This window comes from Chryseobacterium urinae (assembly GCF_030518295.1).
Lineage (GTDB): Bacteria > Bacteroidota > Bacteroidia > Flavobacteriales > Weeksellaceae > Chryseobacterium > Chryseobacterium mucoviscidosis.
The window spans coordinates 19352-42248 of record NZ_JAULSJ010000022.1; the positions used below are offsets into that span (position 1 = coordinate 19352).

At 36.6% G+C, this 22897-nt stretch carries 27 protein-coding genes; 16 read left to right on the forward strand and 11 right to left on the reverse strand.

Features of this window, described 5'->3' with window-relative positions; genetic code table 11:
• Positions 1 to 37 precede the first annotated feature (37 nt).
• From QWT87_RS14100 to QWT87_RS14115, 4 genes are all read right to left on the reverse strand, one after another.
• Positions 38 to 484, reverse strand: coding sequence for a lipocalin family protein (locus QWT87_RS14100; protein ID WP_302716641.1), 447 nt, complete (start codon positions 482 to 484; stop codon positions 38 to 40).
• Between the two features lie 400 nt (positions 485 to 884).
• Positions 885 to 1154, reverse strand: coding sequence for a RebB family R body protein (locus QWT87_RS14105; protein WP_214588788.1), 270 nt, complete (start codon positions 1152 to 1154; stop codon positions 885 to 887).
• Positions 1155 to 1490: 336 nt separating this feature from the next.
• The gene (locus QWT87_RS14110) at positions 1491 to 2366 is read right to left on the reverse strand and encodes an aldo/keto reductase (RefSeq protein ID WP_302716643.1); all 876 of its coding nucleotides are present in this window, start codon (positions 2364 to 2366) and stop codon (positions 1491 to 1493) included.
• Positions 2367 to 2393: 27 nt separating this feature from the next.
• Positions 2394 to 3305 (reverse strand): LysR family transcriptional regulator, encoded by a 912-nt coding sequence (locus QWT87_RS14115; protein WP_302716645.1) that lies wholly within the window; start codon positions 3303 to 3305, stop codon positions 2394 to 2396.
• A gap of 225 nt (positions 3306 to 3530) precedes the next feature.
• Here QWT87_RS14115 and QWT87_RS14120 point away from each other — a divergent pair, with 225 nt between their 5' ends.
• Genes QWT87_RS14120 through QWT87_RS14130 form a run of 3 tightly spaced genes read left to right on the forward strand, consistent with a single transcriptional unit; the run spans position 3531 to position 5236 of the window.
• Positions 3531 to 4145 carry an NAD(P)H-dependent oxidoreductase gene (locus tag QWT87_RS14120; RefSeq protein ID WP_302716646.1) on the forward strand — a complete coding sequence of 205 codons (615 nt, stop codon included), beginning with the start codon at positions 3531 to 3533 and terminating at the stop codon, positions 4143 to 4145.
• A complete protein-coding gene (locus QWT87_RS14125; protein ID WP_302716648.1) occupies positions 4145 to 4432 on the forward strand; it encodes a putative quinol monooxygenase in 288 nt (95 codons plus the stop codon). The genes QWT87_RS14120 and QWT87_RS14125 overlap by 1 nt, the downstream gene beginning before the upstream one ends.
• Positions 4433 to 4483: 51 nt before the next feature.
• Positions 4484 to 5236 carry a type 1 glutamine amidotransferase domain-containing protein gene (locus QWT87_RS14130; RefSeq protein ID WP_087707706.1) on the forward strand — a complete coding sequence of 251 codons (753 nt, stop codon included), beginning with the start codon at positions 4484 to 4486 and terminating at the stop codon, positions 5234 to 5236.
• A gap of 271 nt (positions 5237 to 5507) precedes the next feature.
• On the opposite strand, the gene QWT87_RS14135 is transcribed toward QWT87_RS14130, so the two are convergent.
• Positions 5508 to 5951 (reverse strand): carboxymuconolactone decarboxylase family protein, encoded by a 444-nt coding sequence (locus QWT87_RS14135; RefSeq protein WP_302716651.1) that lies wholly within the window; start codon positions 5949 to 5951, stop codon positions 5508 to 5510.
• 65 nt (positions 5952 to 6016) lie between these two features.
• On the reverse strand, positions 6017 to 6589 hold the full coding sequence (locus QWT87_RS14140; protein ID WP_302716653.1) for a Crp/Fnr family transcriptional regulator: 573 nt from the start codon (positions 6587 to 6589) through the stop codon (positions 6017 to 6019).
• A gap of 68 nt (positions 6590 to 6657) precedes the next feature.
• On the opposite strand from QWT87_RS14140, the gene QWT87_RS14145 reads away from it, so the two are divergent.
• The gene (locus QWT87_RS14145; RefSeq protein ID WP_302716655.1) at positions 6658 to 7023 is read left to right on the forward strand and encodes a DUF1304 domain-containing protein; all 366 of its coding nucleotides are present in this window, start codon (positions 6658 to 6660) and stop codon (positions 7021 to 7023) included.
• A 3-nt stretch (positions 7024 to 7026) separates the two neighbouring features.
• Here the strand turns inward: QWT87_RS14145 and QWT87_RS14150 are convergent, their stop codons facing one another.
• From QWT87_RS14150 to QWT87_RS14160, 3 genes are all read right to left on the reverse strand, one after another.
• Positions 7027 to 7392 carry a hypothetical protein gene (locus QWT87_RS14150; protein ID WP_302716657.1) on the reverse strand — a complete coding sequence of 122 codons (366 nt, stop codon included), beginning with the start codon at positions 7390 to 7392 and terminating at the stop codon, positions 7027 to 7029.
• 27 nt (positions 7393 to 7419) lie between these two features.
• On the reverse strand, positions 7420 to 7827 hold the full coding sequence (locus tag QWT87_RS14155; protein WP_302716659.1) for a thioredoxin domain-containing protein: 408 nt from the start codon (positions 7825 to 7827) through the stop codon (positions 7420 to 7422).
• A 254-nt stretch (positions 7828 to 8081) separates the two neighbouring features.
• Complete coding sequence (locus QWT87_RS14160; protein WP_302716661.1) at positions 8082 to 10151, reverse strand: TonB-dependent receptor plug domain-containing protein; 2070 nt, start codon at positions 10149 to 10151, stop codon at positions 8082 to 8084.
• Positions 10152 to 10273: 122 nt separating this feature from the next.
• Between QWT87_RS14160 and QWT87_RS14165 the strand changes: the two genes are divergently transcribed.
• The 9 genes from QWT87_RS14165 (at position 10274) to QWT87_RS14205 (ending at position 19047) form a co-directional block, all read left to right on the forward strand.
• Positions 10274 to 11461 carry a homogentisate 1,2-dioxygenase gene (locus QWT87_RS14165; RefSeq protein ID WP_116099746.1) on the forward strand — a complete coding sequence of 396 codons (1188 nt, stop codon included), beginning with the start codon at positions 10274 to 10276 and terminating at the stop codon, positions 11459 to 11461.
• Positions 11462 to 11659: 198 nt separating this feature from the next.
• Positions 11660 to 12934: an acetyl-CoA hydrolase/transferase family protein gene (locus QWT87_RS14170; RefSeq protein ID WP_185204917.1), complete on the forward strand. Its 1275-nt coding sequence runs from the start codon at positions 11660 to 11662 to the stop codon at positions 12932 to 12934.
• A gap of 135 nt (positions 12935 to 13069) precedes the next feature.
• Complete coding sequence (locus QWT87_RS14175; protein ID WP_076395784.1) at positions 13070 to 13849, forward strand: hypothetical protein; 780 nt, start codon at positions 13070 to 13072, stop codon at positions 13847 to 13849.
• Between the two features lie 230 nt (positions 13850 to 14079).
• A complete protein-coding gene (gene hppD, locus QWT87_RS14180; RefSeq protein ID WP_087707682.1) occupies positions 14080 to 15210 on the forward strand; it encodes a 4-hydroxyphenylpyruvate dioxygenase in 1131 nt (376 codons plus the stop codon).
• 70 nt (positions 15211 to 15280) lie between these two features.
• A complete protein-coding gene (locus QWT87_RS14185) occupies positions 15281 to 15766 on the forward strand; it encodes a hypothetical protein (protein WP_116099764.1) in 486 nt (161 codons plus the stop codon).
• A gap of 96 nt (positions 15767 to 15862) precedes the next feature.
• Positions 15863 to 17110, forward strand: a complete 1248-nt coding sequence (gene fahA / locus QWT87_RS14190) for a fumarylacetoacetase (protein ID WP_302716665.1) — start codon at positions 15863 to 15865, stop codon at positions 17108 to 17110.
• 35 nt (positions 17111 to 17145) lie between these two features.
• Positions 17146 to 17553 (forward strand): GxxExxY protein, encoded by a 408-nt coding sequence (locus tag QWT87_RS14195; RefSeq protein ID WP_034673342.1) that lies wholly within the window; start codon positions 17146 to 17148, stop codon positions 17551 to 17553.
• A gap of 62 nt (positions 17554 to 17615) precedes the next feature.
• The gene (locus tag QWT87_RS14200) at positions 17616 to 18437 is read left to right on the forward strand and encodes a flavin reductase family protein (RefSeq protein WP_302716668.1); all 822 of its coding nucleotides are present in this window, start codon (positions 17616 to 17618) and stop codon (positions 18435 to 18437) included.
• A 7-nt stretch (positions 18438 to 18444) separates the two neighbouring features.
• Positions 18445 to 19047: a hypothetical protein gene (locus tag QWT87_RS14205; RefSeq protein WP_302716670.1), complete on the forward strand. Its 603-nt coding sequence runs from the start codon at positions 18445 to 18447 to the stop codon at positions 19045 to 19047.
• Positions 19048 to 19093: 46 nt separating this feature from the next.
• Here the strand turns inward: QWT87_RS14205 and QWT87_RS14210 are convergent, their stop codons facing one another.
• The gene (locus tag QWT87_RS14210) at positions 19094 to 19303 is read right to left on the reverse strand and encodes a hypothetical protein (protein WP_116099740.1); all 210 of its coding nucleotides are present in this window, start codon (positions 19301 to 19303) and stop codon (positions 19094 to 19096) included.
• A gap of 87 nt (positions 19304 to 19390) precedes the next feature.
• The gene (locus QWT87_RS14215; protein ID WP_302716672.1) at positions 19391 to 20230 is read right to left on the reverse strand and encodes an alpha/beta hydrolase family protein; all 840 of its coding nucleotides are present in this window, start codon (positions 20228 to 20230) and stop codon (positions 19391 to 19393) included.
• Positions 20231 to 20434: 204 nt separating this feature from the next.
• Here QWT87_RS14215 and QWT87_RS14220 point away from each other — a divergent pair, with 204 nt between their 5' ends.
• From QWT87_RS14220 to QWT87_RS14230, 3 genes are read left to right on the forward strand one after another with little or no spacing between them, the layout of a single operon-like run.
• The gene (locus QWT87_RS14220) at positions 20435 to 21208 is read left to right on the forward strand and encodes a HipA family kinase (protein WP_273077992.1); all 774 of its coding nucleotides are present in this window, start codon (positions 20435 to 20437) and stop codon (positions 21206 to 21208) included.
• On the forward strand, positions 21195 to 21578 hold the full coding sequence (locus tag QWT87_RS14225; RefSeq protein WP_302716674.1) for a DUF3037 domain-containing protein: 384 nt from the start codon (positions 21195 to 21197) through the stop codon (positions 21576 to 21578). Before QWT87_RS14220 ends, QWT87_RS14225 begins: the two co-directional genes overlap by 14 nt.
• A gap of 20 nt (positions 21579 to 21598) precedes the next feature.
• Entirely contained in the window at positions 21599 to 22621 is a 1023-nt protein-coding gene (locus QWT87_RS14230) for an alpha/beta hydrolase (protein WP_302716676.1), read from the forward strand.
• The last annotated feature ends 276 nt before the right edge of the window (positions 22622 to 22897 follow it).

The window sequence follows — 22897 nt, forward strand, 5'->3', positions numbered from 1 at the left end:
AAATCAAACTCCTTTCGGTCTGAAAGGAGTTTTTATTTTATTTGATTCTTTTATAAAAACGCCTCAATACATCTTTGGCTCCGTCGCCGTCGAAATCCTGAGTGCGGTCTTCTACCACCATATCAGATTCATTAAGCTTTGTGATGTAATACGGATACTTTTCCTGCCCTTCAAACCAGAATGTACTGTTTGCTTCAACAAACGTGTATTTTTGGATTACAACATCTGCTTTTTCACAGGTATTGTTGTTTTGCGCAAAAGAAACAGAAAAAAGATGGCTAGAAGTAAATTCGTGGGTGCTCATTTTCTGACATTCCGTTGAAAAAGAAACCAGAATCTGCTGATTTAAAGATTTGTAAATCTCGGTTTTTTCGACATACCATGTTCCGATAATGGAAGATTTATTGTCTGTGTTCTGATCTTCATCACTTCTTGTGCAGGAAATAACAGAGAGCAGAAGAAATGACATGAGTATTTTGTTCATATTGATAAAAAGTATTCTGGCTGCCTAATTTCTTAAACAGAGGTATTGTAAGTCCGCAAAAATAGATAAAATTCACGGCTTATAAACGTCATGCCGAAAAAATCAGATGTTTTTGTTTTTTAACATCAATCGGGATAAGAAATAAATTTAAATAATTGATTTATAACACTATATTAATTTATCGCAAAGAAAAACAAAAGATTTTTTTACTTATTGAAAGTTTGCAAGCTAAACAAAGGCACTTCGTTTATTTAAAAAACACAAAAATGGTATTACTTTGAGAAGTTTTACGCCTTTATATATCTTAAAAAATGAATTCCTGATAATTGAATCTCTTTGCTTAACCTAATGTTTAAGAAGACTTATCCCGAACTCAGGTTATTTAAAAATTTTTGAATATTCAGGAGCCCGGATTCAATATTTTTGTAATGGAAATCGCATCCGCAACTGTATCGATGCTGTAAATCTGCATCACGCCCTGTGTAGTTGCTGCCTGAGCCAAGATATTCTGCTGATTCTGAGCACTAACTGCATTCTGAAAAAGTATGCCTGTAGAATGTGCCATAGCCTGATAAAGATTTCCCATTGCCACTGCAGGAGCCTCTCCTAAAACTTTTACATTAGCCTGAGTTACGGCATCGGTGATCTGATCATTAACTTTTGTATCCATAATTTTAGTTTTTAAGTATAATGGTAAAGTTAAATGATATTTTTTAATAAAAAAAAGAAGCAATAATAATTTACTGCTTCTTTTTATTTAAAACATATTTAATCTAATTTCAGAATTAACCGCAAAAGGGACAAAAGATAATGTTAAAGCGAATTTCCAGAATAATCAAAGCGCTCAAAAGAATAAAAATCAAAGATTTTTAAAAACTATGGTGAGCTTTTTCATTGATAATGATCACCTTTAAATAAAAAATTTAGTACATCTTTTGTGACTTTTGTGGTTAAATAAAAGTTTAAACAGACTTTTAATGAAAACTATTTAATGAAATTCCAGATCTTAAATATCCGCTACCGATTTCAGCATTTTCTGCTCCCATTCCGGATCTTTCGGATCGAAGAATAATCTTTTTCCAGTGTCTAAAGAACGAACCACATTCATTTCATCTTCGGTTAATTCAAAATCAAAAATAGTAAAATTTTCTTCAATTCTGGAAGGGGTAACCGATTTAGGGATCACACAGAACCCTTCCTGTAAATGCCATCTTAAAATTACCTGCGCCACCGTTTTACCGTATTTTTCGCCGATTGATTTAAGATCCGGATGATCCAGTAATCCTGCGTTTCCGTTTCCAAGCGGACTCCAAGGCTGCGTGATGATCTTATTTTCCCTGTTGTACACCTGAAGTTCTTTCTGCTGGAAAATCGGGTGCAGCTCGATCTGGTTGATGACAGGAAGTACGGTTGCATTTGCCTTCAGTTCCTCCATTTTATCTTCAGGGAAATTACAAACCCCGATTGCTTTTATTTTTCCTTCCTGATAAAGTTCTTCCATCGCTTTCCATGCTCCTTTAAAATCAGAATACGGCCAGTGAATAAGATACATATCCAGATAATCCAGTTGCAGTCGGTCTAAAGTTCTCTGAAAAGCCCCTTTTGCCTGCTCATAAGAGGTATCCTGAACCCAAAGTTTTGAAGTAATGAATAATTCTTCACGGTCTGTTCCGCTGTTTTTAATCGCATTTCCTACTGCGGTTTCATTCTGGTAAATGGAAGCCGTGTCGATCATTCTGTAGCCGGTTTCAATGGCCTTGATCACCGCATTTTCACATTCCTGCATATCTTCCATCTGCCAAACCCCGAATCCTAAAGCCGGAATATCCACTCCGTTGTTCAGTGTAATTACAGGCTGCCCTGTGTATGTTTTCTGTTGCATATTTTTTATTTATCTATTTATAATTTGTTAAATCTCAATTTCTTTCCCCATCATCTTCCTGAAAAGTGCTTTGATATGATCAATCTCCGTCTGATAATTCGTTTTCTTCCGGCATCCGAAATACAGCGTGTTTTTTAATGGTTTTTCGCCTTCCCAGATCAGTTGCACTTCTCCGTTTTCAATTTCCTTTTTGCAGAGAAAATCCGGAACAACCGCCAAACCCGTTCCGCCTTTCAGACAACGCACAATTGAATTCAGGTTCGGAACGATATAATTGGGACGGAAGTTCGGTTTATGCCCGAAATTCAGAATCCAGAACTGAAAAAGATGCTCCATATCTCCTGCCGTACCGTACCATTTTTCGTTTTTCAGCCATTCTTCCGCGTGTTCGATTCCCTTTTCATTTAAAATAATTTCAAACTGCTCTTTATCAACCTCTTTTCCTCCCACAAGAATGATCTGTTCGGAAGAAAATGCTTCATGCTCAATATTCGGCGAAACTCCTTTTTTGGGAGTAATGATTAAATCTAAAATTCCTTTGTCCAACTGATCAAGCATTTCGCGGTATTCTCCGAAACTGATGATCAGATTGAACGGCAGACTCGAAACGTACTGCTCCAGTGTTGTCTGAAAGGTTTCAAAACACATGCCGACACTGATGGTAGGTGTGAGTTTCTCCGTCGATTTCTGAAAGTTTTTTTCTACCTCCTCAAGTTTTGCCAAAGGTTCGGTAATCGCATTATACAAAACCTTTCCTCTTTCCGTCGGAATCATTCTCCGCCCTGTTCTGTCGAATAATTTATACCCGACATACGCTTCAAGCGAACTGAGATGCAGACTTACACCCGGTTGCGAAATAAACAGGGTATCCGCAGCTTCGGTAAGCGTTCCTGTTTTGTAGATTGCCTTAAAAGTTCTGTACCATTCTAAATTAACCATAGGTATTACTTTTATGATGCAAATGTACCCAAATAATCATGATTATGATATTTTCAGCATCAATGAAAGCGATAAAGGCGGTCTATATTTAAATTAAAATACTGATTAACAAATCAATATATTAATTATCATTTAAATAATACTTAGCTATGATTTTTATTATTTTTCTTATAGCAATTTAGCCAATACCTTTGTCCCTGTAAAATTTAAACAATCATAAAAGCAATGAAAAAAGTATTAATTATCAACGGAGGACAGAATTTCGGACATTCCGGAGGAAAATATAACCAGACTATCGCAGAGAACACACTGGAAGTGCTTAAAAACTTTGAAAATGTAGAAGTAAAGATCACCAACGTAGACGAAGGGTATGATAAAAATGAAGAAGTGGCAAAATTCGTCTGGGCAGATTACATTATTTACCACACTCCGATCTGGTGGTTTCAGTTACCGAACGGTCTTAAAAAATATATCGATGAAGTCTTCACCGCAGGACACGCCAAAGGAATTTATATGAGCGACGGAAGAAGCGCCGATAATCCGAAGATCAACTACGGAACGGGAGGAATGCTTGGCGGAAGAAAATACATGGTAACCACAAGCTGGAACGCCCCTGCAACAGCATTTACGCTACCAGGAGAATTTTTTAAGGAAACCAGTGTAGACAATGGACCGTTATTTGGATTCCACCGTATGAATGCTTTCGTTTCTCTTGAAAAATTAGAAAGCTTCCATTTTCATGATGTAGAAAAAAATGCAGATGTAGAAAGAGATATGAAGCTGTACAGAGAGCATCTTACCGAAGTTTTTGAAAAAGAATTAAAACCCCAGTTGGCGTAATGAAGATTTATTTAACAGCAGTTATTAAAGCCAAAGAAGAATACAGAGCAGAAGTTTTGGAAGTTCTTCAGAATATGGTAAAAGAGACCGTGAAAGAGGAAGCCAACGAACTTTATACGCTTCACCAGGGAATTGAAGATAAAAACCAGTTTGTATTTTATGAAATCTGGAAAAACGAGGAAGGTTTAACAAAACATAACGAGCAGCCTTACATCAAAGCTTTCGGAGAACTGGTGGATGAAAAGCTTCAGGAGCAACCACAGATTTATTTAACAGAAATAATTTAAAATACATTAAATAACTGAATTTCAACAGTCTATTTAACAGTAAATATCAGCATGAAAAAATTAACATTACTCGTCCTTGCCATCTTTATGGCAGGATTTATGCAGGCACAAACCAAAAAGTTTAAAAATATGGAAAAGAAAATTTTATTCGTCATTACCAGTCATGGGACAAAAGGCGACACCGGTGAAAAAACAGGATATTATCTGGGTGAAGTAGCTCATCCGTGGGAAGTTCTTCACAAAGCAGGATATGAAATCGATTTTGTAAGTCCGAAAGGCGGAACTTCTCCGGTAGACGGATTTGATCTGAAAGATCCTGTAAATAAAGAATTCTGGGAAAACGAAAAGTATAAAAACAAGATCGATCATTCCATGAAACCATCGGAAGTGAATCCGGAAGAATATAAAGCAATATTTTATGCGGGAGGTCACGGTGCGATGTGGGATTTTGCAGACAATACCGAACTGGCTTCCATCGCTTCTCAAATTTATGAAAACGGCGGTGTGGTTGCAGCAGTCTGCCACGGTCCGGCTGGTTTGGTCAACATCAAACTGAATAACGGAAAATATCTGGTTGACGGTAAAAAGATCAATTCTTTCACCAACGAAGAAGAAGCGGAGGTGAAATTAACCAATGTGGTTCCTTTCCTTCTGGAAGATAAGCTGAAAGAAAGAGGCGCAAAATTTGAGAAATCCGGACTTTGGCAGGTTCACGCAGTGAGCGACCAAAGGGTAATTACCGGACAGAATCCTCAGTCTGCAAAAAGTGTAGGCGAAGAAATTCTAAAGGAATTGAAAAAATAAAAAGACTAGTTTAAACTAATTTCAGAATAAACCGCAAAAGATAATGATAAAGTGAATTTCAAGAATAATCAAAGTGCTCAAAAGAATAAAAACCAAAGATTTTTAAAAACTATTGTGACCTTTTTTTATTTATAATCACCAACTTTAAATAAAAGTTTAATTGATCTTTTTTAACTTTTGCGGTTAAATAAAAAGTTTAAACAGACTTAATAATGAAAAGAGCTTTTCAGATATGGAAAGCTCTTTTATGTTTACCTTTTGTATTAAAAATCTATTTCCCAATTGGCATATGGGTAGAAATTGCAATTCTGTTCCACATATTAATGACAATACCTGCCATAATGATATCTGAAATCTGGGTTTCATCAAAAAGCGCTTTCGCCTTCTGATAGGTTTCTTCGGTTAATCCTTTCTGGCTGATTAACGTAATTTCTTCCGCAATCATCAGAATAACCTGTTCTTCCTCCGTATAAAGTTCTTTTGCATCTCTCCACGCATTCAGCAGGAAAATTCTTTGCGGTGTTTCGCCGTACTTCAACGCATCTTTCGTATGCATATCCAGACAGAAAGCACATCCGTTGATCTGAGAAGCTCTGATTTTGATTAATTCTTTCTGAATCGGGGTTAAAAAGCTGTTCTGAAGAGAAGTTTCCATGCCTATTCCTGCTTTGTACGCAGCAGGATGAACGGTTGTCCAGTTGAATCTTGCACTCATAATATTTTGGTTTAAATTTCTGAGACAAAGTTCCGGTTTGAAGTCTGTAAAAATCTTAAACTGGTTTAAGAACGTAATTTCGCCCTGATTTCACTTAAATATTCCGGAGTAAAGCCTAAAAAAGAAGCCACCAGATATTGCGGAATTCTCTGGATAAACCATGGATATTGGGTACTGAAATGCACATACAGCTCTTCCCTAGAAAATTCGTAAAGATAGCGGATGCGTCTTTCTGAAGCGGCATATGCTCTCTGATAGATCATCCTGAAATAGCGCTCCATAACAGGATGTTTTTTCAGCAGCTCTTCCTGATCTTTTGAATCAATTTTTAAAATGTGTGATTTCTCGACCGACTGGATGGAAAAGTTGGAAATTCCTTGTCTTTCGTACGCAAAAGTATCGGTGATCCACCAGTTTTCAATTGCAAATTCCGTAGTCTGCTCCACTCCTTTTTCATTGATGAAAAATTTTCTCAGACAGCCTTTTACCACGAAATACATCGACCAGCAGATTTCACCTTCGGTCATCAGATTCTGTTTCTTCTTACTATCCATCGGCTGAAAAAATGAAAGAATGGAAGAAAATTCATCATCGGTTACCGAAATAAATTTTTCCAAATGCTGCCTGAAAGTTTCCATTTTTTTTGAAAATTGTATAACCAAACTTAACTTTATTTTTTTAGTTTTACAAAACAAAAACGTAAATTATGGAAATTGTAGCTAAAATACTCATCGCCGCTGTTGCCCTCGAACACCTTTATATTCTCTGGATGGAAATGTTTGCCTGGGAAACCAAAGGAAAAGAAGTTTTCAAAGCTGCTTTGCCTCCCGAAATGTTTAAACCGACGAAAGGTTTAGCCGCCAATCAGGGACTGTACAACGGTTTTCTTGCAGCCGGACTCATCTGGTCATTCTTCATCGAAGATACGAAATGGCAGACCAATATCGCTTTATTTTTCTTAGGATGTGTTGCCGTAGCCGGAATTTACGGTGCTATTTCTGCCACGAAGAAAATCTTTTTTGTTCAGGCGTTACCGGCAATTCTGGCGATTGTTGCGGTGCTTTTAAAATAAAATCTATCTCACGATTTTATAACCCTTCATTATTTTAAAGTAAAAAATTTCCTCTCCAATAAAATAGATGAGGAATATTTGTATTGGTAACCTTCTGCTGTACGCTGAGCGGAGCCGAAGCGTACCGTAAGAAGACACATCATTTACTTCCGATAAAATGAATGAAAAACATTTCTCTTGATAACCTTCTGCTGTACGCTGAGCGGAGCCGAAGCGTACTGTAAGAAGACTCCTTATTTCCTCTCCAATAAAACATTTGTATTGGTAACCTTCGTACGCTGAGCGGAGCCGAAGCGTACAGTAAGAAGATATTTCTACAATAACCACATCGCACGCTTCGGCTCCGCTCAGCGTACGGTAAAAATTCACAGCTTCCAATCAATATAATAAACAAAATCAATGTTCCAAAACCTCTTTGAGCTTCTTCTTTAATTTCTCAGGTTTAAACAATCCTTCATGATATTTAATCAAATTTCCATATTTATCCAAAATAATCCACAAAGGATAAACCGGCTGACTTTTATTTTTCGATAAAGCCAGAGCCAGCTCATGAATTCCTGAATTTCCGTTAGGCAGATAATGGTATTCTTTTCCTAAAAAACGGATGTTCTCTTTTGTTTTTTCAGCTTCAAAATTAATAATATAGAAATGCTGATTAATGAGTTCAACCAGTTCTTTATCCTTATTTAAATTAAATTTCTCGATTTTACAGACACTGCACCAATCTGTATAAAGATGAATCATGATTGGTTTCGGATCTTCCTTCTGCTGAATTTCCAAATCCGAAAAAGTACCGGTTTTCATCTGCGAAAGACAAAAACACGGCACTAACATTAAAAATAAAAATATCCTTAGGTTTTTCATTTTACATATGTTTTTTCTTCTAAAACCTTTTAAACGCAAAGTTTTAATTTTTTCTATTTCATATAAGTGAGCAAGATGGATCAACAAGTTGATTTGATGAAGCTTTTCCTTACGCTTCGTGAAGCAAATTTATTTGCCTTTGCTTTCTAAAAATATTCTTTTTCATTAGAAATCTTTGCGTTAAAAATTCACAACTATTTTAAAGTATATTTCACCCCCAAAAAGCCTCTTATTTTCTGCATCGGCGCATATCCGTACGTTGTATCAAAAGTATAATGATTAGGATTGTTGATCGGATCATTTACATTTTTATCAAACGGATCAAAAGGCCGCATCAACGGATCTTTCGGAGTAAAATTGAATAAATTTTTTATTCCGCAATACACTTCAAATCCCGATTTAAAACTCTTCGAAACCTGAATATTCGCTAAAGTATACAAGGGAGAATACTCCGGTCGGTAATCATTCGGTAAAACCGGCAGTCGCATCGGTCCGTAAAACTGTCCTGTAAAATCTACTGTCAGATTATTTTTGAACTTATAACTCAGATTATATGTCCCGCTCCATTTCGGGGCATGAAGCTGTTGCGATTTTTCATTTTCCCCATCAAACTTCTGATAAACATCCAGATACGTCACTCCCAGATTAACACTCAAAGGAAAATCAAAGGTATAATCCAGATTTAAAGAAGCTCCTCTCGAAATTCCGTACCCCTGAAGATTATCATAAATAATTTTCGCAGGATCAGAATCAAAATCGCCGACAATTTTGTTGCTGAAATACGTATAAAATGCAGAAGCATCCAAATTAATCAACTGGTCTCCAGCAGGAATTTTCCAAACGTAATTTACATTTCCATTGATGGATTTTTCCGGCTTTAAATTCGACTGAATCACCACTTCACGCGAACCCGTTAATGCAGCGTGATCTTCGGTAAATAAATTAACCACACGGAAACCTGTTCCGAAATTGAATCTTACAGTATGATAAGGATTCGGCGAACATTTCCATGCAAAACGCGGAGAATGTACGGCATGATGAATTTTGTCATAATCCAATCTGTAACCCAAAAGCAACGTATTTTTCTCATTAATTTCCCACTGATCCTGAATAAAAGCTCCAAAAATCGGCGATCTCATCGGTTCGTTGGTTAATCCGTCTGCAGACAATGTTCCGGGCGTATTGTCATCATAATATGTCTTTTTAAACGTAACCCCCAGAATCAAATCGTGTTTTCCGAATTTTTTATCCCAATACGTCTGGGTAAAAGCCACTTTCTGATTCGCCAGAAAAGGATTACTGCCATAAAAAGAATTCTGGTCATGAAAATTATAGGAAAACTGAGTCATAATATTTTCTTTCAAAGGCCATTGATAGACCCCGAAAGCTTCTACCCTATTCGTATAAATACTTTCTCCATATACCTCATTGCTCCCCCGATAGGATCTATTCCACTGCATTTCTCCGCCAAAGCGGTCTTCATATAAATATCTCAGAGCAAAACTTCCCAATCGGTTTTCCTTCCTCCGGAAATTCCATTTGTTAAAAACTGAAATTCTGTTCTGCAAAGCTCCATCTGTAAAATTATCTTTATTAAAATCGAATCTTTTTGTATAGTTGAAATAATTCATGCTCAACAGCGAAGCGACATTCTTTCCCAAATTAAATTTCGTAGAAAGATCAACATTATTTTCACTCCAGGTTGTCGTCATGAGATCAACACTTAATTTGGGTGCAGTCAAAGCATTTTTAGTAATAATATTAATGACTCCGCCCATTGCTTCGGAGCCGTAAATAGAGGAAGCAGGACCTTTCACCACTTCAATCCTGTCAACCAGACTGTTCGGAATTCCGCTCAGTCCGTAAACGGTGGACAGCGAACTGACAATCGGCATTCCGTCAATCAAAATCATCGTATAAGGACCTTCCAGTCCGTTGATGTGAATATCTCCTGTGTTGCAAACGGAACAATTCAATTGAGGTTTTACTCCATTGACCATAGAAATGGCTTCAAAAATGCTCGGAGTCGGGTTTTTCTGAAAAAATTTCTGCGAATAAATTTCAACATTTACAGGACTTTTTGATTTGCTGATTGGTTTTATCGTTCCTGTAATCACCACATCATCAATATTTTTTGTTTTGATTTTTGGATTTGAAACTTTTGCAGAATCGTGCTCTTTCGACCCATTCAAAGCCAGACTGTCCGTTTCCTGTGAAAAGCAGAAACCCGAAAAGAAGATTGCAGAAAATAATATTCGCCTCATGAAATTATAATTGTTAGACAAAGCTAACAATTATTTTCTAACCACAAAACTCAACTGAAAAATATTATTAAATTGAATTCATGAAAAAGTGTTAAATTTGAGAATCAACATATAAAAGTAAAATGAGATATCATCAGTCGGGAAATATTCCCCAAAAAAGACATACGATTTTCAAATCTCCTGAAGATAAATTTTACTATGAACAGCTTTTCGGGACGGAAGGTTTTCATGGAATTTCTTCGTTATTGTACCATATTCACCGTCCGACACAGATAAAATCCATCGGTGAACCGAAAGATGTAGCCCCGAAAATTGCTGTTGAAAAAAATGTAACGCCAAGAATGTTTAAGGGAATGAACGTAACTCCCGAAGACGATTTTATGGACAGCCGTAAGTTCTTAATGGTGAACAACGACCTGAAAATGGGACTGTCGAAGCCAAGAAAATCAATGGATTATTTCTATAAAAATGCCGAGTGCGATGAGCTTTTATACGCGCACAGCGGAAGCGGAATCTTAAAAACTTTTGTAGGAAATCTTGAATTTTCTGTGGGGGATTATTTAATTATACCAAGAGGAACGATTTATCAGTTGGAACTGCATTCTGATGATACCGTTTTCTTCGTGGTAGAAAGCCACTCCCCGATTTATACGCCAAAAAGATACAGAAACGAATTCGGACAATTATTGGAACACTCTCCTTTCTGCGAAAGGGACATCATTACTCCTACTTTTGTGGAACCGAAAGACGAAAAGGGAGAATTTTTAATTAAAGTAAAAAAAGAAAACCAGATTACAGACTTCATCTACGCAACGCATCCGTTTGATGTTGTAGGATGGGACGGTTATTTTTATCCTTATAAATTCAATATCAAAAACTTTGAGCCGATCACAGGACGAATTCATCAACCGCCTCCGGTTCACCAGACTTTTGAAGCCCATAATTTCGTAGTCTGCTCGTTCTGTGCGAGAATGTACGATTATCATCCACAAGCCATTCCGGCTCCTTATAATCATTCAAATATCGATTCTGATGAGGTTTTATTTTATACGGAAGGCGATTTCATGAGCAGAAACCATATCGATTTAATGGATTTTACGCTTCACCCGGGAGGAATCGTTCACGGACCTCATCCGGGAGCAATGGAAAGGAGCATTGGTAAGAAATTCACGGAAGAATATGCTGTAATGGTAGATCCTTTCAGACCTTTGAAAATTACGGAAGAAGCTTTAAAAGTGGAAGATCCTTCCTATAAAACTTCATGGCTGGAAAGTGAAGACAATCATCTTGAAGATCGCTCTCAGGAATAATACTTCTTTTGGCGACTGGCTTCCGGCTTTTAGCACTGAAATTATTATCAAAATATATTGAGGACTGAATATAAATATTTCAGTCCTTTTTTTGAATCAATTTAATTAAAACATGATAAAAATCTTCGAATAATAAGACTAAGTAAAAACAATATGAACTATCTTTAAGACTAAGAAAAATTCATAAAAAATTTCAATATGCAAAATTACATCAGCGCAGAAGAAGCTATTTATACCATTAAAAGCGGAAACCGTGTTTTCTTTCACGGAAGCGCCTGTACTCCGAATTACTTAATCGACGAACTAGCGAGGCAATCCCACCGTTTGGATAATGTAGAAATGGTTTCTATTACCCAACAGGGAAATGTGGAAATTGCAAAACCTGAGTACAAAGACAAATTTTTCGTTAATTCTTTATTTGTTTCGTCTCCTGTACGCGATGCGGTGAATTCTGACAGAGGAGATTTTGTTCCCGTATTTCTAAGTGAGATTCCTATCCTTTTCAGAAAAAATATTTTACCGCTTGATGTTGCTTTAATTACTGTTTCACCGCCTGACAAACATGGTTTCTGTACATTGGGAACTTCCGTTGATGTTGCGAGAGCTGCGGTGGATACTGCAAAAATAATTGTCGCCGTAGTCAATCCTTTAATGCCGAGAACGCATGGTGACGGAATGATCCACATCAGCAGAATTCATAAGCTTGTATGGCATGAAGAAGAACTTCCAACCGTAGATTACGGAGCAAAAGTAGGTCCGGAAGAAATGCTGGTCGGAAAAAATGTTGCTGAATTAATTGACGATAAATCCACCCTGCAAATGGGAATCGGAACCATTCCTGATGCGGTTTTGAAATGTCTCCATAATCATAAAGATCTGGGAGTACATACCGAAATGCTGAGTGACGGAGTGATTGATCTGATCCAGAATGATGTTATCAACAATAAATATAAAGGCTACAACGACAATAAAACCATTACCAGTTTCTGTTTCGGAACAAGAAAACTGTATGATTATGTAGACGATAATACGGTATTTTCATTTGATGATGTAAGTACGGTAAATTTCCCGATCAATATCATGAGAAATAATAAAATGGTTGCGATTAATTCTGCCATTGAAATTGATCTTACCGGACAAGTTTGTGCAGATTCTATCGGAACGATGCAGTACAGTGGAATCGGAGGGCAGATGGACTTTATGAGAGGAGCCGCATTGAGCGAAGACGGAAAACCGATCATTGCCATTACTTCAAGAACCAAAAAAGGAGTGTCCAGAATTGTTCCTTTCCTTAAACAGGGAGCCGGAGTGGTAACCACAAGAGGACATATTCACTGGGTGGTAACGGAGTACGGTACTGCTTATCTTTACGGAAAAAATTTAAGGCAGAGAGCTCAGGAATTAATCAGCATCGCGCATCCCGATGACAGGGAAATGCTGGAAAAAGCTGCTTATGAAAGGTTTAAGCACTAATTTTTTCAATATTTTACCAGATTTTCAGTTTCTATGTCCTTTAAAAAATGTACCTTCAATTTAACATAATGAAATAGTCGGAAAAATTCAGTTAAATGGCAGTATATTTGCTAAAGAGCTTTTAAAAACAGGACATTGAAAACGATATATAATTCGATAAGAGAAGAGGTTATAAAACATCCCAAAGTGAAAAATTCGGTTCTGGGAAATGTACAGGAATGGAAGCGAAGCCATTATATTATTCTTTCTGAAATCATTAAAGATGAACTTTCTGAGGCTGAAGAGCTTAAAGGCGGAAAAAAGTTTGAAATTGGGAATACGATTTCCCATGTTACCCTTCAGCGTTTTTTTGAAAATGATTATCAGGACAAAACGCACAACGATCTCCGGTTTCTGAAAACACTGGATAAGATCTGTATTTTTCTGGGGTATAAAGATTTAAATGCCTACATCCAGTTTGTAAAGGAAAAAAGACAGGGGAATGAAGAAAACAACAACCAGAAGTTTTTCCAGATGGTGTATGATTACTGCGCTACCGTTTTTGAATTTTATAAACAGTTTCCGGATCATAAAACTGAACTCTTCAAAGATTTGGTTTTTAATGAATCTCCTTTTCTGGAAAGAGCATCGCACTTCAGCAAAGAATTGTGCGACAGGGATTTTCATCTGGTAACGAAAAACAACCGTTCGAATTATGAAGTATTCGATATCCATATCGTGACGGATGAACCGGACAAAAAAATTCTGGAATCCCAGGAATTCTGGAATCTTCTGTTCAAAGTAGGGACGGCAGGCGAAGAGCATTTTGTCAATCAGCTGAATACCCAAATTTATTTCATCCGCAAAATAGACAATGTCTGGAAAATCTGGGATAATTATAATCCCGACGCAGGAAGATTAAACAATGTAAAATAAAGAAAGCCGCAGGGAAAACCTGTGGCTTCGTTTTTCGAAATATTTTTTTTTCATTTGTTAGCAATACAAATCTATAAACATTATTACCAAAACAATAAACTTAAGCATACTTAAATGAACTTTTCTTTACGATTATGTTAAATAAACCTAACGGGTGTTTGTTAATATTTTTCGTATTAGTAAGAAATTCGTAATTTGCATTCCCATAAATATAAAAGTAAAAATAGAATATGTCAACACTTACATTTGCCGAAAAAATTGCTCAGGCTGAGAATTTTTTGCCCATCAACGGTACAGATTACATTGAGTTTTATGTAGGAAATGCTAAACAGGCTGCGCATTATTATAAAACCGCTTTCGGTTTTCAGTCTGTTGCCTACGCGGGTCCTGAAACCGGAGTAAGAGATCGTGCTTCTTATGTTCTTCAGCAGGGAAAAATAAGATTGGTACTTACAACAGGGCTAAAGTCTGATTCTCCCATCAATGAGCATGTAAAAAAACATGGTGATGGAGTGAAAATTTTGGCTCTTTGGGTGGATGATGCCTATTCTGCGTTTGAAGAAACCACAAAAAGAGGCGGAAAACCTTATCTGGAACCTGTAACATTAACAGACGAAAACGGTGAGGTAAGAATGTCCGGAATTTATACTTACGGAGAAACCGTTCACATGTTTATCGAAAGAAAAAACTATAACGGTCCTTTCATGCCGGGTTACGAAAAATGGGAAAGCGATTACAAGCCTGAAGATGCAGGTTTATTGTATGTAGACCACTGCGTAGGAAATGTAGACTGGGACAGAATGATCCCAACGGTAGAATGGTACGAAAAAGTAATGGGATTTGTAAATATTCTTTCTTTTGACGATAAGCAGATCAACACAGAATATTCTGCTTTGATGTCTAAAGTAATGTCCAACGGAAACGGTTATGCAAAATTCCCGATCAACGAACCTGCAGAAGGGAAGAAAAAATCTCAGGTAGAAGAATATCTGGACTTCTACGAAGGTGAAGGAGTACAGCACATTGCAGTAGCTACAAAAGATATTATCCATACCGTAACTGAACTTAAAAAACGTGGGGTAGAATTTTTATCTGCGCCGCCTGAAGCCTATTATGACATGGTTCCTGAAAGAGTGGGACACATCGACGAAGATCTTAAAAAACTTCAGGAACTGGGAATTCTTATCGATCATGACGAGGAAGGATATTTGCTGCAGATCTTTACAAAACCTGTAGAAGACCGTCCTACCCTATTCTTTGAAATCATCGAAAGACACGGAGCGCAAAGCTTCGGAGCCGGAAACTTCAAAGCATTATTCGAAGCATTGGAAAGAGAACAGGAAAGAAGAGGAAACCTGTAATTTTATTTGTAATATTGAGTTTTGTCAGGATGAACAGTCTTGACAAAACTTTTTTTAAAAACACATTAATATGAGAAAATTTTTAATGGGAATGTTATTTTTAGGAGCAAGCTTTGGATTAAAAGCACAGTACGGTTCACTAAATGATATTCTTACCCGACTTGAAGAAAGAAAGGGAGTCAACCAGAATCTGGAAGCGGTAAACATTGATAATAAAAAGTTTGTTTTCATCAATGATGAAGCAGACCATACCGAAAGGGATTTTATTGTCATTAAAGGAAACAAAGCGACTTATGTAGAAGTTTTTGACGATAAAGCCACCGGAGAAAGCAGTTCGAATGTTTTTTCAGGAGATATCGTGAGAAATAAAAAGAACATCATTTCTTTAAGAGCTGATCTGCTAGAAAACAAAAAAGTTCCGATCCCCGTTACCAAAACATTGCTTTTAACAAGACAGGACAATATTCTGTACCTGATCGACGTGAATACTAAAGCAAGATGGATTGACGAAGAATCTTTTTCTAAAGTTAAAAACAAAACCAAATCTAAAAAGTAAATATTTTGAACGCTTAAACTGATTAAAAAGCCTTCAGAATATTTAAAATTTAAAATCTAACGGATTTGTATAAAGTCCAAACTAAATTCTAAAATTATGAAATCATTTGTAGAATATTCATCAGATTCAGATTTTTCTATTCATAATATTCCGTTTGGTGTAGCGGTTTTCAACAAAGAATACATCGGATGCTGTACAAGAATCGGCGATCAGATCATCGATCTTGCAACGTTATACGATCTGGGATATTTCGAAGAAATCGAAGGCTTAGGCGATAACGTTTTCGAAGCCTATACCTTAAATGAATTCATCGAACTTGGAAAGCCTGTAACGAATGCCGTTCGTTTAAAAATTCAGGAATTATTACAGGAAGGTTCTACTTTGTCAAAAGACGAAAAAACCATCGAAGAAGCTTTCTATGAACTGGATCAGGTTAAAATGATGATGCCGGTTCATATTCCGAATTACACAGATTTTTACAGCAGCATCGAACACGCAACCAACGTGGGAAAAATGTTCAGAGATCCTGCGAATGCACTGCTTCCTAACTGGAAACATCTTCCGGTAGGTTATCACGGAAGAGCTTCTTCTATCGTCGTTTCAGGAACGGAAATCAACCGTCCGAAAGGTCAGATGAAACCTGCAGATGTAGAAAAGCCGGTATTCGGACCTTGTAAACAATTGGATTTCGAACTTGAAATGGCATTCATCATCAATAAAAACACCGAAATGGGCGAAAGTATTTCGACCAAAGATGCTGAAGACGCGATTTTCGGGATGGTGGTTTTCAACGACTGGTCCGCAAGAGATATTCAGTCTTGGGAGTACGTTCCGCTGGGACCATTTTTAGCTAAAAATTTCGGTTCCTCTATTTCGCCGTGGGTGGTTACTCTGGAAGCTTTAGAACCATTCAGAACCGCTTCTCCTACACAGGATCCTGAAGTTCTGGATTATCTGAAATTTGAAGGAGATAAAAATTACGACATCAATCTTGAAGTCTATCTTCAGCCTGAAAACGGAGAGCAAAACCTGATCTGCGAAAGCAACTACAAGCATATGTACTGGAACATGACGCAGCAACTGGCTCATCACACCGTAAACGGCTGCAACGTGGAAGTCGGAGATCTTTATGCAAGCGGAACCATTTCAGGAAGCGATCCGAAATCTTTCGGTTCCATGCTTGAATTAACGTGGAGAGGTCAGAATCCGATTCAGTTAAACAACGGTGAAGAAAGAAAATTCATCAACGATAACGATACCGTAACCATGAAAGCCTGGGCTGAAAAAGACGGGGTAAGAGTTGGTTTCGGTGAAGTTTCAGGAAAAATCATTCCTGCTCTGTAAAAATAGATTTAACCACAAAAGTCACAAAAGCTTTTATGATTACACAATCTTATTTAACCGATCTTACTTACAAGATTAACGGAGCATGCATAGAAGTTCACAAAATTTTAGGAGCCGGTTTATTGGAAAGTGTCTACCATAAATGTCTGGAAGAAGAATTCAGATTAAGAAATATAAATTTTAAATCCGAGTTTAAAGTGCCCATCATTTATAAAGGGAAAGAAATAAATTGTGATTTCTTTTGTGATTTTTTGGTTGAAGATTTAATTGTAATTGAATTAAAAGCAGTTTCAGAACTGAACGAAATTCATCGTGCCCAAATTTTGAATTATATTAATTTAATGAAGAAGCCCAAAGGAATACTGGTGAATTTTAATGTGAAAAATTTATATCATCAAGGACATGAAACTTTTGTAAATAAATATTACGATATGCTTTTTTGATCTTGAAAAATTTAATTATTTACTTAAAAAAAACTTTTGTGCCTTTTGTGGTTAAATAAAATATGAAAACACTCATCCCCTCAGAAATAACTCCCGTGCAACTGCAGACAGTTATGCAGACTGCCGTTTCACCACGTCCCATTGCATTGGCATCAACGGTTGATAAAGACGGAAACAGCAATCTGTCGCCGTTCAGTTTTTTTAATATGTTCAGTACGGTTCCTCCGGTTTTGATTTTTTCACCTTCGAGAAGAGTTCGTGACAATACCATCAAACATACACTGGAAAATGTTCTTGAAGTTCCGGAAGTGGTGATCGGCACAGTTAATTTTCCAATTGTACAGCAGATCTCTCTGGCTTCAACAGAATATGAAGAAGGCGTTAACGAATTCATTAAATCCGGATTAACGATGAAAGATGCTGATCTTGTTCAGCCTAAATTAATTGAAGAATGTCCTGTAAATTTTGAATGTAAAGTGCTAGAAGTAAAATCTTTGGGCGATCAGGGTGGTGCAGGAAATCTGGTGATCTGTGAAGTTCAGAAAATTCATATCAGTGAAGAATATCTGGATGAAAACGGAAATCTGGATCAGGCAAAACTGGATATGGTGGCAAGATTGGGAAGCAACTGGTATTCCAGAAATACGGCAGACAATCTTTTTGAAGTTCCAAAACCTCTGGTAACGAAAGGAATCGGTTTCGATCTTCTTCCAGATGAAATAAAATTCAGCAGAATATTCACAGGAAACGACCTGGGAATGTTGGCGAATGTTGAAATCTTACCGGCAGGAAACTATCATTCCGACGAGAATGTTCATCTGGAAGCTCAGAAATTATTACTGGAAAGTAAAATCGAAGAAGCGTGGAAAATTCTGATTTATTAAGGGATTTATGAGAAAATATTTCTTATTATTATTGATATTGCTGGGTTTACAGTCATGCTACTATCCGGTTAGAAAAGATTACGGAATTTACAGCAAATCGCTCGTATTTTCAAAAGATCAAAAATGGCTGATAAACAATATCAATACTACGGTTGATGCTCACCACCGGGAAATGATGACTGCAGAAACCATGAAATTATTTACTCAGTTAAGTGAAGGAAAAGCTTATGATTTAAAAACAGCAAAATCTGAAAACTTAATCAGTCATGATATTCCGTTCAGTCCGGAAACGGAAGATCTGGAAGACCTTAAAAGCAACTCCGATTTTAACTTTCTGGTGAATATTTATACTTTCAAAGTTAGAAACGGTTTAGATCATACTTTAGGCGTACAAGACGAATACAGAAAAAATGAAACATTTGCGATGATGGATGTTTATGACATCAAAACATTGAAAAAGATCTACACCCTTAAAGCGTATTCGGAAGTTTCTGTAGAAAAAGGTGAGAAAGCAACCATCTTTACACCGTCTACTGAAATGATGACGATGAAAAACTTCAGAAGTCTTTTAAAATCGGTAAAAAAGAATGCGATCAGGATCAACAAATAAAAAGGAGCAAAAAATTTTGCTCCTTAATTTTTTCTTGTAAAATATTTTAATAACAACATTGCCAACGTCCATTAGCGTTGGTTTCTGTTCCGAAATTTGGTGACTGACATGGTGGTACAAGACAATTTCCCTGACCGTCACTTAAGTAGTAATTATAGCATCCGCTTGCACAGATTAAAACTTTTTCTCCTCCGGCAATATGCTTTTGAGCTTCTCTGCTTAATTTCTGACCATTCTTTAATTCTGAATTTTTCATAATAACTTGATTTTTGGTGATTTAATTTATCACTAAAATATGAAAAATTTTTAATTTGAATATTAATTATTTATAAATCCAGAAAAATCATATTTTCTCTTTAATGAACGTAATGCATTTTTCAGTAACTTCATGAAGGTCTTTTGGAAGTTGTTCTTCTTCCCAAGGTTCTTTTGCCCCAAAAGTATGATTGGCTTTTTCAATAAGATACAGCTCAGAATTTGGGTTCAGAATGTGAAGATGCTCTGCGCTTTTTACATTCACCGCCTCATCATCTGTCCCATGAATGATTAAATAATGTACTTTCGCCATCTCGGTTGCCCTTTCGACATCAAAACGGTGAAAATTATTTTCAAAATCTTCATAAAACTCATAATAATGAGGCATTTCCTGCTTTGTTCTTCCATTCATCACATAATACACTCCGGCTTCCTTCCATTTTTCGAAGGCATCGTTTTTCGGGAAACGATCCAGTGTATCTACACTTGCAAGCGTAATTAAACCGTTAATTCTTTCATCCTCAAAACTTTTGATGATAGAAATTCCTCCTCCCCTGCTGTGACCGATCAGGATAATATTATCAGCATCTACTTTTTCATTTTTAACGAAGTAATCAATCACAGTTCCCAGATCCGAAAGCTCTTTGGAATAATTATTATTTCCAAAAGCTTCAAGATCATCAAAATCATGAGGATTTTCAACCGTTGTTCCGTTGTGCGAAAAATTAAATTTCACAAAGAAAAATCCGGCTTCCGCAAACTTTTCAGCCATAAGATTCCATGCGCCCCAGTCTTTGTAGCCTTTATAGCCATGAACAAAAATCACCAACGGTAATTTCTGTTCAGTTTCCGGAAAAAAGGCATCGGCGAGAAAATCTCTGGTTTCAGGATTGGAAATAATGATATTTTGCTTTTTTGTGACCTGCATATTATATTGTATAATGATTTATTAAAAAACTTTTTTGTCATTCCGACACAGCATTAATGGATGCAAGCATCGTTTAGGAAATTTATATTTAGATTCTTCATTCCGCTATGGTCTATTCAGAATCATAATTTCGAAACAATCATTTTTTTACCTAAAAATAGTATAAATAGAAATAAACACAAAGGAATATCTTATTTTTGCCTTATGTTGGATTTAAGAAAGGTAACCGTCATGCGTTATATTCTGCCGCTTCGGGAGGGAGGTTCTCTTCCTGCTCTGGCAGAAGCAGATGATGATTTTAAATATGTTCTGAAATTTCGTGGAGCAGGTCACGGAGTAAAAATGCTGATCTCTGAACTGATCGGCGGAAAGATTACAGAAATTTTAGGATTGAAAATTCCCGAGCTTGTTTTTGTGAATCTGGATGTGGATTTCGGAAGAACCGAAGCCGATGAAGAAATTCAGGATCTTTTGAAAAATTCCGAAGGTCTTAATCTGGGGCTTCATTATCTTTCAGGTTCCATTACTTATGATCCGAGTGTGAAGATCGATCCGCTTCTGGCTTCAAAAATCGTCTGGCTGGATGCATTTATCACGAATATTGACCGCACTTTCAGAAACACGAATATGCTGATGTGGCATAAAGAACTCTGGATTATTGATAACGGAGCCTCTTTTTACTTCCATCATTCATGGCAGAATTTTGATGCTGCAGCAAAAACACCTTTTAAATATGTAAAAGATCATGTTTTGCTTCCACAGGCATCGAAGCTGGATGAAGCCGATCTGTTTGCCAAAGAAGTACTCAACGAAAAGGTGTTTAGGGAAATTGTGAATATCATTCCCGAAGACTGGCTGCAATGGAATGATGCGGAAGAAACGCCGGAAGAAATCCGTGAAATCTATTTCAACTTCCTGAAGACCCGATTAGAACATTCTGAAATCTTTTTAAACGAAGCTAAAAATGCAAGAGGATAAAATCTACGAATACGCGGTAATACGATTGGTTCCGAAGGTTGAAAGAGAAGAATTTTTCAATATCGGACTGGTGATGTTTTCAAAAAAAGAGAAGTTCATTAAGGTGGAATTTTACCTCTGTCCGGATAAATTTAAGCTGATGAGAAGCAAAATAGACTATGAAGACGTGATCCAGAATCTGGAAAGTTTCAAAAAAATCGCTGACGGCGCAAAAGACGGCGGACCGATTGCACAGCTTGAAATTCCGGAAAGATTCCGTTGGCTGACTGCCGTAAGAAGTTCTGTTGTACAGACTTCAAGACCTCATCCTGGGAAATCCAGAAATCTGGAAGGTACTTTTGGTAGGCTTTTTGAGGAGTTAGTAAAATAATACCCTCAAAAAAATATTCTATGAAATTTACGAATGACAATACGGCATACAGGTTTTCTAAAAGCCTGTTTTTTATTTTTCTGCTCAGCTTTTTTACGTTGAGTTATTCTCAGGGTCCGATCGAAGGAACTCCGACACCGCCAAGTGTTCTTCTTCCCAAAAAAACGGATTTTTCAGAAAATATAACGTATAAAAATAATGCTTCCGGAAATCCCATCAAATTGGATCTGTACAAACCTAAAAATACGGGTTCCGCAAAACTTCCTGTGGTAATCTATGTTCACGGCGGAGCATGGGCAAAAGGTGATAAAGTAGTAAGATCCAACAACTACATCGAAAATTTCATTTTAAAGCTTGTTGAAAAAAATTACGCTGTGGTAAGCATCGATTACACTCTTGTAAGCGAAACCGTACATTTTCCGCTGCCGATTCAGGATACCAAAGATGTGGTGCGATGGGTAAGAAAAAATGTAGATCAGTATCATTTTGATCCCAATAACATAGGGTTTTTCGGAGCTTCTTCGGGAGCGCATCTCGCTCTGATGGCTGCATACACGAATGATAATGAATATTTGGGAAGCCCTGAATTATCTTCTTATTCAGCAAAGGTAAATTATGTGGTTGATAATTTCGGACCGACTGATATTAATAAACTTCTTCATACACGACTGGGAAAAGTTCCAGTGTCTATTGTCGGTTTGTTCTTTAAGCCGATTGTTGAGATCAGAAAGAAACTGGTTTATGGAATTTCCGGGTACGATATTAATGATGAAAAAAGAAAAGCCATAGATTATCTGGAAACGGTTTCCCCGATCAATGAGACGGAAAACGGAATTCCAACCTTTATTCTTCATGGAAATAAAGATAAGGTGGCGCCATTGAGTCATTCTAAAAAACTGGTAAAAAAGCTGAAAAAACAAAATATAGAAACTGAACTTGTTGTAGTTGAAAATGGAACACACGGTTTCGGAACAACTGATAAAAAATATATGGATCAGCTTACGGATGACATGATCCGTTTTATTGATGCGCACAAAAAGTAAAAAGTTTTAGTTTAAATTTTAATTGAAGATAATTTGCTTTTCAACAAAGAATATTTAACCTTTTTATATAACCACAAAAGATAAACTAATCCTTATTCAAAGTGCTGATTTTAAAAGAAAAGATCACAATAGTTTTTAAAAATCTTTGATTTTTATTCTTTTGAACGCTTTGCTTATTCTGAAAATTCGCTCTATTATTGTCTTTTGCATCTTTTGCAGTTAATCCTGAAATTAGTTTAAATTGCAATTGAAGATCTTTTTAACATTTTTTATGAA